Source organism: Oscillatoria sp. FACHB-1406 (assembly GCF_014698145.1).
Taxonomy (GTDB): Bacteria; Cyanobacteriota; Cyanobacteriia; order Cyanobacteriales; family Spirulinaceae; genus FACHB-1406.
In genome coordinates this window covers 61799-75163 of sequence record NZ_JACJSM010000012.1, presented here as the reverse complement: position 1 = coordinate 75163, position 13365 = coordinate 61799, and the positions used below count along the sequence as shown (strand labels likewise).

Sequence of the window (13365 nt, the reverse complement as noted above, 5' to 3'; positions counted from 1 at the left end):
GAGGGCGGCTAGCTTTTTTCTTGCCAAATGAGGGAACAGCCCGGAGCTTCAGTCATAGTCGTTACAATCTCGCGCCCTTCGAGCAAGGCAGAAATCGCTTGCCGCAAAAACGGCTGCTTCACGGCTTCGGGGGTGTCGGGACTGTCGTCAATGCCTCCGCAGTAGCAGATGGTTCCGTCGCGAGCGAGCAAAAAGACTTCGGGCGTTCGCTCCACGCCAAAGCTCTGCGCGACATCCTGGCTGGAATCTCGCAGGTAGGGAAAGTTAAGTTCGTACTCGATGGCAAATTTTTTCATTTCCTCGAGAGTTTCCTCTGGCATTTGTCCGCCATCGTTGGCGTTGATTCCGACCAGCGTGAAGCCTCGGTTTTGAAATTCAGTTTGGATGGCTTTGAGGCGATCGATGTAACGCCGGACATAGGGGCATAAGTTACCCAAGAAAATGACTCCGACAGCCTGGTATTCTTGAAGATAGGGCGTTAGATGGTGGACTTGTCCGTCTGTCCCTGGCAACTCGAAATCAGGGGCGCGACTGCCCAGCGATGTTTGACCTTGTTCCCCAATCATAGGTTTGCAGACTCCCGGGTGAGAAATAATATTCGCTATTTTGCAGGGTTTTCCCTCTCGTTCGGTGCTGAGCGACGAAAGCGAACCCTTATGTCTATTTTCTCCGATCGCTGGAAAATCAGAACAGGGTTTCCGAGTTTGCGATCGCGTCCGAATTTTTTAGCAAATGCAGTCCCAGCGCGCCCTATCGGGAAAGTCGAGTTTAGCCTCGGCTCGCCAGTTGATAGCCAATGAGTTTATAGACCAATTTAGCCGCCGTAAACTCCGATACGACAGAATCGACAACCGGCGCGAGTTCCATAATATCGCAACCGATGACCTCGCGAGTCGCGAAGACGCGGCGCAAAAATCGCATTAAGTCGTACCAACTCAAGCCTCCCGGTTGCGGCGTTCCGACTCCCGGCATTAAGCTCGGATCTAAACCGTCTAAGTCGATGGTGATAAACACTTTCTGGGTGGAGATTTGCGCGATCGCTTCTTCAATCCAGTTGGGATTTTCTGCTATCTCGTGCGCCCACTGAACGGGAATTTGTTTGTCGTTAATTAATGTTGCTTCCTCTTGACAAATGCTCCGAATTCCTACCGGCAAAGTCGGCAACCCCATATCGACAACGCGACGCATGATGCAGGCATGATTGTAGATCGAGCCTTCGTACTCGTGGCGCAAATCGCCGTGGGCATCGATTTGAATGACGGTAAACGGTTCTGAGAGTAATTCTTGGTAGGCAGCAACGACACCAACAGAAATCCCATGTTCGCCCCCAAGCGCGATAACAAACTTCCCATCGGCAACCAGACGCATCACCGTTTCCTTAACGGTTTCAACCATGCGTTCGGGGGCGAGATCGGGCTGTTGGCGCGTATCGGCGACGGGTTCGCAAGTGTGAATGCCAATCTCAAAACAAGTTTCTCGCTTCAATTCCACATCGTAATATTCCAATTGCGGCGAGGCGGCTAAAATGGCTTCTGGCCCGCTTTCGCACCCTTTGCGGTAAGTAGTGGTGGCTTCGTAGGGTATGGGTAAAATGACGACGCGGGCGGCTTCGTAGGAACTTTCTACGGTGGAGTCGAGGAACGGGGGCAGAGAAGGAAGAGTAGGCATCCGTGGCGATCGCGCAATGTGTTAAAGAACCATCAGGAATTGTAGCTTAAAATTTCTCTCCATCTCCGAGTACGCTGAGTCTCAAGCAATGCTGGGCGGTAAATCGAATAAAACCGAAGTCATGTAAGTTTCAGCCCACTCATTCCCGAAAGCTTTTTCGAGAACGCGGCGCGTTTTATCGTTCTGCTGTTGTTTGGTACAGTAGTAGCGCTGACCTTCTAAGTAAAGATCGCGGTCTTCTCCCGATACGGGCTGCATGGCGATCGCGTTGCGACAGTGAATCTCGAGAAAATGCTTGACGCGATCGAGAAACCGTGCATCTTCCCCCTCATCGCTGGGGCGAATAAACAGACAGAATTCCGAAAAAATATCTCCCCAGGGCGGCAACTCGCGCGGTTGCGAAAACGCTGCGGGGGGTAAAGCGGCGAGTTGCTGGCGATAGGAGTCGGATAGTTCAAGATCGGAGTTCGTCGGCGACAAATCAACAATCGCGGCGCTAATTTGTCCGCGCCCTCCCACCAAATCGCAGCCAAACATCGGCAACGGATAGCCTTCCCGAGGAAACATCACGCAATGCAGGATATCCAGCGTTTTCCCCACCTTTGCCAACTCTAGGTGCATTTTCCGGAATTCTCGACTTTGGTAACAGCGGTTCTGGATTCGCAACCGTTCCCCTTCTAAACGTCCTTCCACATAGCCCAATCCCTCCGGCAGTTCGTAAGGAGACAAATCTAAATACTCCTGCCAACTGGTGACAATTACATCGGCGAGTTGGCGAATTAACGGGTGCAACTCTTCTTGGAGGGAGGGGGTTGAAACTTCTGACATAACAAGCGTTTAGAGCAAAATCGGGGCTAAGATGCGAACCAAATGAGCCGGTGAGGAACTTTCCTAATCTTTTTTAACGATATACTCTAAGCGTCCAATTCCCAAAACGATCGGGAGCCGCGCGATCGACAAATCCGGAAACCCCGATTCGGTTCGCGTGCGGAAAGCCTTACGCTTTCAACAGACGAACTCTATTGAATATTTTTCTCGAACTCGCGTTTATGCGACATTTATTTATTGTTGAATGGCACTTATTTAAGGCGGGTGGGCGCTGTTCCACCCTACCAAATTATCGTCGAGACGTTGTATGCAACGTCTCGACAGGCAATTTACGTCTGATGTGCATTATCCAAAAGCCTTGATTTCCCTCACCCCCAGCCCCTCTCCCAATCGGTGGGCGAGGGGGGAAAGAACAGAAAGATCGATCTTTCTGGCTTCTAACGCTAATTCACATTAGGCGTAATTTATTCTTTCTTAAGTCAGTGCCATTGATTTATTGTTAACTGTCTCGGACAGTGCTGCGTTAGAACCAGTAGCTCGATCTCCGACAGCAGTTGTTACAAAATGAATGATTTGGAGAATGGCTATGTCCCAGAAAAATGAAACGGTTCCTTTAATTCTCGCGCTGCTGTTAACGTTAGGGATTGTCGGCGGGGGATTTTGGTGGTTTACGCGCAAAAATGCACCGAATGATGCCGTAACGGTCAATAATTCTCCGGGAAGCGCCGCCACCACACCGAATACTCCGGTTGGGAACGTACCGGCAAATCCGCCGCCCGCGAACAATAACAGTCAGACTCCGAACGCTTTCCCCGCGCCCGCGACAGTACCGGCGGGAACAGCAATACGAGTCAATGGCTCGACGAGTATGGTTCAGATTAATCAAGCCTTGAAAAATCGCTTCGAGCAGCAGTTTTCGGGAACGACAGTCACGACGCAAGCGGGAGGAACGGACGCGGGAATTGCGGCGGTGATTAATGGCAGTGCCGATGTAGCGGCGATTTCGCGATCGCTAACTCCCCAAGAACAAAGCCAAGGGTTGGTTGCGGTTCCGGTGGTACAAGATGCGATCGCGATCGTTGTCGGGGCGAACAATCCCTTCCGTCAGGGTTTAACTCGCCAGCAAGTGGTCAATATTTTTACGGGGCAAACAACGGATTGGTCAGCAGTCGGGGGCAAGGCGGGAACGCTGAAAGTGATTAATCGTCCGGCGGGGAGTGGCACGCATCAAGCTTTTCAGGAGTTAGTTTTGAATAAGGGCAAGTTTGGCAGCGGCGGCAATTTCCAAACCTTAGAGCGCGATGCAACTACGCCGTTACTGCGCGCGCTGGGAGTCGATGGCATCGGGTATGCTACTTATGCCCAAGTCGCGAACCAGCAAACCGTTCGCGTTGTGGCGGTGGATGGATTAACGCCGCAAGCTGCGAATTATCCTTTTGTGCGCGAACTTTCTTACGCTTACAAACAACCGGCATCGCCCGCAGTGCAAGCATTTTTGGGTTTTCTGGGGTCGCCGGCCGGACAAAGCGCGGTCGCACCTCTTTAATAAGTCAGGATGGGGCAACCGGCGATCGCTAGTTTATCGGGAAATCGGGCCAAGTCGCGATCGCGTCGGTCGAGTTAACGCGGTGCATTCCCGCTTCGGCAAAGCGCGCATAGCTTGCCTCTGCTTGCTCGGTAAAATCAACAATACCCGGAATGACCACTGCCGAAGCGCAATCGTCCAATAAATACACTTTACCCGCTAACTTCGGCTCCCGTGCTTTAATTTCCGTCAGCAGATCGTCAATCGTCCAAGCCACGCAATGACTTTTTGCTTGTCCCGCAATAATAACCGCATCAAACTCTAACAAATGGTCGATTAAAGCTTTATTTTTCGCTGCCTTCAATAAGCCCTTTGCATCTTCTAAGACTTCCGGGCGCAAGACCGAATAATTTTCCGTTAAAGGGTTATTTCCTTTTAATTCAAAGCGAGTTGGACTGCACCGCGCAATACTATGGAAAAAGATCGCTTCTTCCACCGCAGACACTAAGGAATGCCCGATGCCGCCCAACATTGAATGATAGGGCCAAACTGTGAGGGGATATTTCCCTTCATCGCTCAGTTTTTTAACGTAGTAATAGCCATAATTTTGCAGCGCCTCAACATCGCCGCCCGTTAAACTTGGCGCGATCGCGGGATTAGTTTTCCATGCGCCTCCTTCAACCTCATCAAGACTAATCAGAGACGCAGGGGAAGGATGTTCTCCCGCCTCGTTAATCCAAAAAATGGGATGGAAAATTTGCACGGCTGCGTGCGTATCCATCGTCGGGACAATCTCGGTAACGATTCCCAAATTTTTATAAATCAACTCGCACAATCGCGCGCTATCCTCAATTGCTCCCTTACCCGATTGACCCGCGACAAACAGTTCAAATTCTGGCAGACAAAAGGTATTTTGTACGTCAATTAATAACAAACAAACGCGCGCTTTATCGAAAGCAGCGGGCTTGATTTCGTGTTGCTTCGCCCAAGATTCAGCTTGGGTTGACCGTTCTCCATAGGGAACACGCCAAACTTTTTCGATCGCTTCTGGATTGTAAAAATTGGGAATAGGAAGGAGTTGAGGAGCGTTCATAAGAATAGCGAATAGAGAATTTAGGTTTGGGGCGAGCGCAAGACTGAATTTCCTGCGACTCTACCCTTAGTATTCCTATTCTAAAGAGTCAGTTTACGACTTCGCGACTGACGCGATCGCTCCAAGTGCCAATTGCCGACTGTAAGGGCGAATCGTTATGCGCCCCTACTGAACTGCTGTTGGAGATGCGTGCAAACGTCGTACTTAAGACTTCGGCACCCATACTGAAACCGAACCTGCATTGCAGCGAAAATCAGCCCAACCTTCCTCATTCGTCGTAATCGGTTCGTCGATATGCTCGGTAAGATCGATGTAAGTGCAATTGGGTTGTCCCACTTCCATCCACTTCGTACCGCTATCGCCATTACTCAACACCACTGCCATACCGCCGGGATGTTCTTCATCGCCCAAGCGCGTCCAACCGAGCGTATTGGCATGGTCGAAATAATCGTATTGATCGCCATAAGCATAGGCTTGACGGGCATACAAAAACTTATCGATTAACCATTTATGGCTTTCGAGCCAAATTTCGTATTCATTGCCATCACTCCCCTTATCTTTATAATGCGCGCCATAATAATCAGCATAAAAGATACAAGGATAACCTTCAGTCCGCAGCAGGATCAAAGCATAAGCAATGGGCTTGAACCAACCTTCCACTACAGATTCCAACGCTTGCAACGGTTGGGAATCGTGATTGTCCACTAAAGTAACAGCTAAAGTCGGCTGATCTTTGACTAAAGTATTATCAAAAATCTGCCGCATATCGTAGTCGTTACCCTGCGTGCTGGCGACACTGAAGTTATAGTGCAAGGGGGCATCAAACAGTAAAACATCTCCGCCCGTTGCTTCAATAAAAAAGTGAAGCGCTTCAACGTCATAAGACCAGTATTCGCCGACTGCAAAGAGGTTTCGACCGGCATGATGACGGCAATGATTTAACCATTCTGCAAAGAAATTCGCTTTAACGTGCTTGACCGCATCGAACCGAAAACCATCGACTCCGGTCGTGTCGATAAACCACTCACCCCACCGCTTCAATTCATCGCGAACTTCGGGGTGATCCATATCTAAATCGCAGCCCATGAGATAGTCAAAGTTGCCTTTCTCGAGGTCTACGTTCTCGTCAAACGATTTATCTTTGAATAAATAAATAGCATTTTCTCCGTCGTTGTAGGAGTTGTAGTCAACCGCATCAAAGTGCCACCAATGCCATTCCATATCGGAGTACATCTTATTGCGACCGGCAAAGGTAAAGTGCGTCCAAACTTGAACGGTTTGCAACTCACCAATAGGTTCGTGGCGATTGTCCATGCTTAAGGGCGTTGCTTCAGTCTCTTCAGGCTCATCCCCCCCTAGCTTGTGGTTGAGAACGATGTCGGCGTAAACTCGGATTCCTGCCTCTCGGGCGGCTTTAACTGCGGCAAGATATTGATCTTTTGTGCCATATTTGGTACGCACCGAACCTTTTTGGTCGAACTCACCCAGATCGTACATATCGTACACCCCATAGCCCACATCGTAGCCGCCCGCACTGCCTTTGTAGGCAGGAGGCAGCCAAACCGAGGTTACTCCGACCTCGGCGAGTTCTTTGGCGTTGTTTTTAAACTCGTTCCAAAGTTCCCCATCCGGGGGGATGTACCAGTGGAAATACTGCATCATCACGCCATTTAATCCAGACATACGGGTTGCTCCAAGTTATGATTCAATTACTTTATCTGGTTTCGAGGGCATTTGTCTGAAAAATAATTTTTGAATCTCTCTCAAGGTAGAGGCAAAGTTATTTTCGCTCTGCTTCCTCTTCTTTTCTTGAGGACTCTTGTTCTTCGATTTCAGACAACTCTTGATTCAAGTTTTCCTGGAGGGCTTCTAGTACGGCAATCGGATCGGCTGCTTGTTGCATCACTGTAGCTTCAGGATCGTATCTATTCACTACATTCGGTAAATCGGCGCGGAGTTCTTCTAGTAAGGCAATGCTCTTCGCTATTTTTTGTTCGGAAAGGAGATTGAGTTGCAGCATCAATTGTGCGCGCTGCTCGGCAAAATTTTCTTGGCGTGTTTGTCGGACTAAGACTCCGGTTGAAATAATTAAGGAGGCTGCGTCTAAACCGTGTTCCGACCAACCAAAAGAAGGGACTGTAAAAGGCAGAAAGTCACCGAACGCATTGCAGAAGATCCACAGGATTAAGACGACCAGTAAGCTGTATAAAAATACGGGTCGCCCGAAGAAGACTGCCCAATTTTCTAGGAGTTGTTGGTGAGTGGAAACGGTTTGTAGTTCTTGGTTGTGGAGCGCGGTGATGGCTTCGATATTTTTAGCAATGGGATCGGGGAGAGGAGTTGTAACGATACGACTGCGCGGCGGTTTTAAGTTAAACAAGCGATTTTTAGGGGTAGAACGTTCGTCGGTTGAGGTCTGAGATTGTTTTGGCATAACGATTTGAGAGAGGAAATTGACAAGTGTTACAACGAGGTTTTTGGAATGTATTCCGGGCAACTGACACTCAATCGCATAACTGTTACAATAGATACAGAAATAAAAGCCGAGATAATAAAAGGGCTGGGCTAGAGTGCTGCCCTTGCTTTTTAAGCTCGGCAACAATCGGAGGCAGTCATGAGATTAATCTATCGCGGCGTTAGTTACGAGAGTCAACCCCTATCCCTAGAAGTGACAGAACGGGAAGCGAGTGGGGTGTATCGGGGGGAAACTTGGAAGCATCACTATCCCAAGCACTTACCCAATGCAAAACCGAATTCTCATACTTTGCAATATCGCGGCGTACAGTATCAGCCCCACCCAATACTTTTAGCAGAGACCCGCATCGGTTGCAGTTTACCAACGATCGCTCAGCCCGAAAGTCAATGGCTTGCGGCTGTTCCCCAAGTCTTGCGCCACGAGGCAGAACAAAGGCACTTAAGCAATCTTCATCGCAATTTGCTTTATCGCCTGCAAATTGCCAAGCAAAAGGGAAATGAGGTCTTAGTTCGCCAGCTAGAGGAGGAGTCGAAACAATTAGCACTAAGCGTGTAGAAGCAAATTTACAATTTAACAGCGCGATTGGACAATCGAAGGAAGCCTCCGAGTCCCTCGCGCTCAAAATTAAACATGGGGGATGGGGAAATTAATTGGTAATGGGCAATTTTTAATGACCGCAAATTTAAGGATATAGTCTGGCGGGATGTATTTTGTGTAGTATGCGTGTTATAATTGCGATCGCATCCCAAGCTGTTTAACCGATACTGCCAATGCTTTTAATCGTCCGGAACGCCCGCCTAAAACTCGCCGCTAGAGAAAAATTCGCGCGATCGCTGCCCCATTTTTAGCGGGACGGATTAGCATAGAAGGGTGGATAAACACCGATCTCCCATTCATTCATTAACAACGAATCGCTGGTTCAAGCTCATTTGTGGGGCCAGTTACCAGGATTTACCGGCTATCCGCAGTCTGACGCTCGCTTATACCTTAGCCGGTGCAGATTGCATTGACGTAGCCGCAGATCCTGCCGTTATCGCGGCCGTTCGCCAAGCGCTCGCCGTAGCGACGGGGTGGCTCGAAGAAGCCGAAGCGCGAGGATTTCAACCCAGCCCGTCGCCGTGGCTGATGGTGAGCTTGAATGATGGCGAAGATCCGCACTTCCGCAAAGCTGAATTCGACCCAACTCAATGCCCGTCCGATTGTCCTCGCCCTTGCGAGATTATTTGTCCGGCCGAAGCAATCCGCTTTGGGGGCGCAGTCGAGGGCGTAATCGATAGCCGCTGCTATGGTTGCGGTCGCTGTTTGCCGGTATGTCCGGAACAACTCATTTCGGCCCGCGCTCGCGTTTTCGCACCGGAGGCGATCGCGTCATCTATAATGAGCCTGGAGATCGACGCGATCGAAATTCATACCCAAGTCGGACGCAGGGATGATTTTAAACGACTGTGGGCAGCAATCCACCCTTGGCTACATCGGCTGCAAGCGATCGCCATTAGCTGTCCCGACAGTCCAGATATAATTCCTTACCTCACCTCCCTCTACGACCTCATGTCTCCCTTGCCTTGCCGCTTAATTTGGCAAACAGACGGTCGCCCTATGAGTGGAGATATCGGTAAAGGTACGACGCGCGCGGCGGTGAAACTCGCGCGAAAAGTCCTGGCAGCCAATTTGCCGGGATTGGTGCAGTTGGCGGGCGGTACGAACCAACATACCGTTGCGAAGTTGCAAGCAGAAGGGTTGCGATCGCTCGATGCGACCTCAATTCCTTCGGTTGTCGGCGTTGCTTATGGGAGTTACGCGCGATCGCTGCTTCTGCCTGTCCTTCACCAACTCGAACAGCAAAGTCTCCAGACGCAAACCTTACCCCATCTTGAAAACTTTCCTGCTTTATTATGGCAAGCCGTTGCGATCGCCGATTCCCTCGTCTCCCCTGTCAAAGGCAATCAATCCAACTTTAATACCGCTATATCTAGGGGAATTTTGGCTTAATTTCTCCCGCTAAAACACTAGATATGAAAAAGTTCAATCGTCTCGAATTTTATCATTGCTAATCCAGTAAAGTTAAGGTAAGCAGGGGTTCCCAACTCACCTTGCTCGTCCTTGCTTTTCTCAGTACCAATTCACCGCTGAAACTAAGATACCGGGTATGGTAAATCCCAACTCTAGCGACACTTTTAATCCGCAAGATAGCGCGAGCGATCGCACCATTATTACGACCGAAGAGCGTGACGGACAACGAACTGAAGTGACGGATAATTTAGACCAATTGCTCGACATTTTTCCCGAGGAACTTCGTGAAAAACTGCAAAAGCACCCCGCTAAAGACAGCATCATTGAAGTCGTTTTGGATTTGGGGCGTTTTCCTGAAGTTCGCCTGCCCAAAAAAGCCGAATATCTCAGCGAAACACCAATCTCGCGCGAAGCCTTGCAATATACCATCGATCGCGTCGGCAATTTTGGCGGCGACAATCGCGCCGGGATCGAGCGCACCCTCCACCGCATCAGCGCCATTCGCAACCGCCACGGCGAAATTATCGGGCTAACCTGCCGCGTCGGTCGGGCGATCCTCGGAACGGTCGGTACGATTCGCGACTTGGTGGAGTCTGGGAAATCCCTGCTGCTGCTCGGTCGGCCGGGAGTCGGAAAAACAACTGCCCTGCGGGAAATTGCCCGCGTTCTCGCCGATGAGTTGCAAAAGCGGGTGGTAATCATTGATACCTCGAACGAAATTGCTGGCGATGGGGATATACCGCATCCGGCGATCGGTCGGGCGCGCCGGATGCAAGTCGCGCGCCCCGAATTGCAGCATCAGGTGATGATCGAGGCAGTGGAAAATCATATGCCAGAAGTGATTGTCATCGACGAAATCGGAACGGAACTGGAAGCCCTAGCAGCGCGCACGATTGCCGAGCGCGGCGTGCAGTTGGTGGGAACCGCCCACGGGAATCAGATTGAGAACTTGATTAAAAATCCCACGCTTTCGGATTTAGTCGGGGGAATTCAGGCAGTGACGTTGGGCGATGAAGAAGCGCGGCGGCGCGGTTCCCAAAAAACCGTGCTGGAACGCAAAGCACCGCCGACGTTTGAAGCAGCGGTGGAAATGCTGGAACGGCAAAGTTGGGTGGTTCATGTGGACGTGGCGCAGACGGTGGATTTGTTGCTGCGGGGACAGGAACCGCAGCCGCAATTGCGGACGATGACGGAAAGCGGGGAAATTACCATTACGCACCAACGCACGACGCGCCCGCTACCGCAGATGCTAACGCCGGTTTCGCCCGAACTGGACGAACGCCGCCCGCAAGGATGGCGCGCTTCGGGACGGATGCAGGCAATTCCGAGCGGAAATGGCGGCGCAACAAGCAGCGAGTTCGAGCGGATGCTCGATCGCACCTGGGGACAAGTTCAGGACGAGAATGCTAAGGTTCGCACCCCCGGGCCGAATGGCGAGGAATGGCCGGTTTACGTCTATCCTTATGGCGTGGGGCGATCGCAATTGATGCAAGCGATCGAGCTAATGAATTTACCCGTAGTCTTGACAAAAGACCTCGATGGTGCAGATGCGATTTTAGCGTTGCGATCGCAGATTAAAAACCATGCCAAACTTCGCACCCTAGCCAAAGCGCGGCAAATTCCCATTCACCCGCTCAAATCGAATACAATGCCCCAAATTGCGCGCGTGCTGCGGCGTTTAGCCGGACTGGACGATTTCAGCGAGGGGGATGGCGATACGCCCGATTTGCGCCTCTTTTCTGCGAACGGTAGCGATGACGAAATCGAGGCGCTAGAGGAAGCGCGTTTGGCGGTGGAACAAATCGTCATTCCCAAAGGACAGCCGGTGGAGTTATTGCCGCGCTCTTCTCAAGTGCGGAAAATGCAGCACGAACTGGTAGAACATTATCGCCTGCAATCTGATAGTTTCGGCGAAGAACCGAATCGTCGCCTGCGAATTTATCCGGCGTAAGTTAGGCTTTAATGAACAATCGCTCGCGCTCTTAACTTAATGGAAGTAGAGAAGCAGCCATTGTCGGGCGGGTAAAGGTGGCGAATTACAGGTTTGGTGCAATCGCCTCAAAATCGACTCTGCCTTTGTCCGCTCGGTTTCTACCCTCTAAAATTATCCAAAAAACAGTCGATAAGATAGTTTCTTAGTTGGCGCGGCAGCTAGAGATCGAGCAATCCTCGTTCTTTTATCTTGGGATTGAAGCGAAACTCCATTTGCGCTCCGCGCTCTTTTAAGGTTTCTAAAATTTCGGCTTCGACGCGCCGCGCTACGGTTTTCAGCAGCTTGATTCTAGCGAGTTCTTCGCTTTTTTCGTAAGTCGCTTTTTCGACTTCAGTCATCGCTGGTTTGGTATCGATCGCCTCATTCCATTCTACGGCGCGATCGCTATTTCCCGGCGGAATGCTACCGTTTTCCGCAATCCAAGCTTGCTTGATTTCCTCTAAAATCGTGCGGCTCGGCTTTTCGATGGTTTGCAGCTTAAACTCGTAGCACTGGTGCGGCTTTCGGGTGAGGTGCTGTTTGAGACTGAGATAGACGTTGCGGGAGTAATTTGCGAGTTGCAGGGTGCGGGCGCGATCGAAAATCGCATAAACTCCAATTTTCCCGGTTAACTCATCGGGAATTTTTCCCTCAGCATCGAGGTAGGACTGATAAGGCAAACTTTCTAAGGATGGAATTTCCATGAACGGATACGAGCGGGGCAAACTGCGACACTTCAGTATCCTACCAAACCGCGTCGGAGAGAGCTTGTGACATTCTTTAACATTTTCTTTGCCTTCTACTATTGTCCCGTCTTTTGATGGTCGAGCTAAGATAGGAGAGGCTTTGACTGCTCCGGCTACTCTGGTACTTTAATACAATGCAATTTATGCCCGCGATCGACCTCGCAACACTTCTTCACTTTTCTCATCAGAACTGCATCGCTATCTGTGCATTTCTAGTTCCTGCTACCTTCTTTACCACCGGGCATACCGCTTGGGCGTTCCTGTTCGATGGCTCTCTCTATCGTATCCGCCTTTCCGCCGCCTGTGCTAGCGTCTTTGCCCTGCTGCTCTTTCTCCACGTATCGAGTTGGTTTGTCATCGGAGTCGTGACTCCCGTTACCTTCATTCTCAGCGGTTTGGGAGGTACTTGCTTGTTCGTTAATGCTTTAGCCGTGGCGATGACTCCCGACTTAGAGCTTGTACCTCGCTTAAAAACTCAGTTTCTCGCTAAAACCTAGCACTGTACTAAAACCTTCCCTAACAGCATCACATCTGCTACAATAAAAACTACGCGGGGCCGTAATGGTTTCGACAGGCTGGCGAACGCTGAATTGTGATACAAGTCGAGAGTGAGTCTTCTCTCGCAAATCCCGGGCTCAAAAAAAATGTAACTGCGAAAAACAACATCGTAGCTTTTGCTCGTAAAGCCGCTCCTGTAGCTGCCTAATCTAACCTCTTTCAGGTTCGAGCATCTGTAATTTGACTCCGTTAAAGATTGCAGAACTAACCCCAACGGACGCTCTAACAAGGTTTCTTGAATTACTTGTTAGCTAAGACTTAATTCAAGAATCCCATCGTTCGGGATAAGGAACGATTCCCGCTCTGAGGATTAGAGGAGCTAAACTTGTGAACGAGCGAGAGGTTAATACCCAGTTTGGACAGCAGTTCGACTCTGCTCGGCTCCATTCGTTGAAATTGTCAAGTTGAAAAACACCAACTAATCCGACAGGGTGGGGAAATCATTGCTTCCTCGCCCTCTTTTTTTTGGGTTCGTTCGAGCAACTCCCT

At 50.3% G+C, this 13365-nt stretch carries 13 protein-coding genes and 1 other RNA gene; 6 read left to right on the top strand and 8 right to left on the bottom strand.

From position 1 onward, the window contains the following. Positions 1–8 precede the first annotated feature (8 nt). The 3 genes from H6G50_RS13500 to H6G50_RS13490 form a co-directional block, all read right to left on the bottom strand. Positions 9–566, bottom strand: a complete 558-nt coding sequence (locus H6G50_RS13500; RefSeq protein WP_190717072.1) for a thioredoxin family protein — start codon at positions 564–566, stop codon at positions 9–11. A 202-nt stretch (positions 567–768) separates the two neighbouring features. Next, positions 769–1668: an agmatinase gene (gene speB / locus H6G50_RS13495; protein ID WP_190717070.1), complete on the bottom strand. Its 900-nt coding sequence runs from the start codon at positions 1666–1668 to the stop codon at positions 769–771. A gap of 81 nt (positions 1669–1749) precedes the next feature. Next, positions 1750–2496, bottom strand: coding sequence for a phycocyanobilin:ferredoxin oxidoreductase (locus tag H6G50_RS13490; protein ID WP_190717068.1), 747 nt, complete (start codon positions 2494–2496; stop codon positions 1750–1752). 586 nt (positions 2497–3082) lie between these two features. Between H6G50_RS13490 and H6G50_RS13485 the strand changes: the two genes are divergently transcribed. Continuing rightward, on the top strand, positions 3083–4042 hold the full coding sequence (locus tag H6G50_RS13485; RefSeq protein ID WP_190717066.1) for a phosphate ABC transporter substrate-binding protein: 960 nt from the start codon (positions 3083–3085) through the stop codon (positions 4040–4042). 28 nt (positions 4043–4070) lie between these two features. Here H6G50_RS13485 and H6G50_RS13480 read toward each other — a convergent pair whose 3' ends face one another. From H6G50_RS13480 to H6G50_RS13470, 4 genes are all read right to left on the bottom strand, one after another. After that, on the bottom strand, positions 4071–5114 hold the full coding sequence (locus tag H6G50_RS13480; RefSeq protein ID WP_190717064.1) for an isochorismatase: 1044 nt from the start codon (positions 5112–5114) through the stop codon (positions 4071–4073). Between the two features lie 88 nt (positions 5115–5202). Next, positions 5203–5337 carry a hypothetical protein gene (locus tag H6G50_RS24430; protein ID WP_277882691.1) on the bottom strand — a complete coding sequence of 45 codons (135 nt, stop codon included), beginning with the start codon at positions 5335–5337 and terminating at the stop codon, positions 5203–5205. Beyond that, positions 5319–6797 (bottom strand): alpha-amylase, encoded by a 1479-nt coding sequence (locus tag H6G50_RS13475; RefSeq protein ID WP_190717062.1) that lies wholly within the window; start codon positions 6795–6797, stop codon positions 5319–5321. The genes H6G50_RS24430 and H6G50_RS13475 overlap by 19 nt, the downstream gene beginning before the upstream one ends. A 97-nt stretch (positions 6798–6894) precedes the next feature. Beyond that, the gene (locus H6G50_RS13470; protein ID WP_190717060.1) at positions 6895–7548 is read right to left on the bottom strand and encodes a DUF1003 domain-containing protein; all 654 of its coding nucleotides are present in this window, start codon (positions 7546–7548) and stop codon (positions 6895–6897) included. A gap of 180 nt (positions 7549–7728) precedes the next feature. Between H6G50_RS13470 and H6G50_RS13465 the strand changes: the two genes are divergently transcribed. From H6G50_RS13465 to H6G50_RS13455, 3 genes are all read left to right on the top strand, one after another. Next, positions 7729–8145 (top strand): DUF4278 domain-containing protein, encoded by a 417-nt coding sequence (locus tag H6G50_RS13465; RefSeq protein WP_190717058.1) that lies wholly within the window; start codon positions 7729–7731, stop codon positions 8143–8145. Between the two features lie 315 nt (positions 8146–8460). Continuing rightward, complete coding sequence (locus H6G50_RS13460) at positions 8461–9579, top strand: LdpA C-terminal domain-containing domain (RefSeq protein WP_190717056.1); 1119 nt, start codon at positions 8461–8463, stop codon at positions 9577–9579. 157 nt (positions 9580–9736) lie between these two features. After that, on the top strand, positions 9737–11551 hold the full coding sequence (locus H6G50_RS13455) for a R3H domain-containing nucleic acid-binding protein (protein ID WP_190717053.1): 1815 nt from the start codon (positions 9737–9739) through the stop codon (positions 11549–11551). A 200-nt stretch (positions 11552–11751) separates the two neighbouring features. Here H6G50_RS13455 and H6G50_RS13450 read toward each other — a convergent pair whose 3' ends face one another. Continuing rightward, entirely contained in the window at positions 11752–12276 is a 525-nt protein-coding gene (locus H6G50_RS13450; protein WP_190717051.1) for a GIY-YIG nuclease family protein, read from the bottom strand. A 176-nt stretch (positions 12277–12452) separates the two neighbouring features. On the opposite strand from H6G50_RS13450, the gene H6G50_RS13445 reads away from it, so the two are divergent. Together H6G50_RS13445 and ssrA are read left to right on the top strand one after the other, a co-directional pair. After that, on the top strand, positions 12453–12815 hold the full coding sequence (locus tag H6G50_RS13445; RefSeq protein ID WP_190717049.1) for a hypothetical protein: 363 nt from the start codon (positions 12453–12455) through the stop codon (positions 12813–12815). A 55-nt stretch (positions 12816–12870) separates the two neighbouring features. Then, positions 12871–13265, top strand: a transfer-messenger RNA (tmRNA) gene (gene ssrA / locus H6G50_RS13440). Positions 13266–13365 lie beyond the last annotated feature (100 nt).

Bases quoted from the DNA above. Each gene is read 5' to 3' on its own strand.
- H6G50_RS24430 (WP_277882691.1), bottom strand. From the start codon at position 5,337: ATGGGTGCCGAAGTCTTAAGTACGACGTTTGCACGCATCTCCAACAGC.
- H6G50_RS13475 (WP_190717062.1), bottom strand. From the start codon at position 6,797: ATGTCTGGATTAAATGGCGTGATGATGCAGTATTTCCACTGGTACATC.
- H6G50_RS13470 (WP_190717060.1), bottom strand. From the start codon at position 7,548: ATGCCAAAACAATCTCAGACCTCAACCGACGAACGTTCTACCCCTAAA.
- H6G50_RS13465 (WP_190717058.1), top strand. From the start codon at position 7,729: ATGAGATTAATCTATCGCGGCGTTAGTTACGAGAGTCAACCCCTATCC.
- speB (WP_190717070.1), bottom strand. From the start codon at position 1,668: ATGCCTACTCTTCCTTCTCTGCCCCCGTTCCTCGACTCCACCGTAGAA.
- H6G50_RS13455 (WP_190717053.1), top strand. From the start codon at position 9,737: ATGGTAAATCCCAACTCTAGCGACACTTTTAATCCGCAAGATAGCGCG.
- H6G50_RS13490 (WP_190717068.1), bottom strand. From the start codon at position 2,496: ATGTCAGAAGTTTCAACCCCCTCCCTCCAAGAAGAGTTGCACCCGTTA.
- H6G50_RS13445 (WP_190717049.1), top strand. From the start codon at position 12,453: ATGCAATTTATGCCCGCGATCGACCTCGCAACACTTCTTCACTTTTCT.
- H6G50_RS13480 (WP_190717064.1), bottom strand. From the start codon at position 5,114: ATGAACGCTCCTCAACTCCTTCCTATTCCCAATTTTTACAATCCAGAA.
- H6G50_RS13450 (WP_190717051.1), bottom strand. From the start codon at position 12,276: ATGGAAATTCCATCCTTAGAAAGTTTGCCTTATCAGTCCTACCTCGAT.
- H6G50_RS13500 (WP_190717072.1), bottom strand. From the start codon at position 566: ATGATTGGGGAACAAGGTCAAACATCGCTGGGCAGTCGCGCCCCTGAT.
- H6G50_RS13485 (WP_190717066.1), top strand. From the start codon at position 3,083: ATGTCCCAGAAAAATGAAACGGTTCCTTTAATTCTCGCGCTGCTGTTA.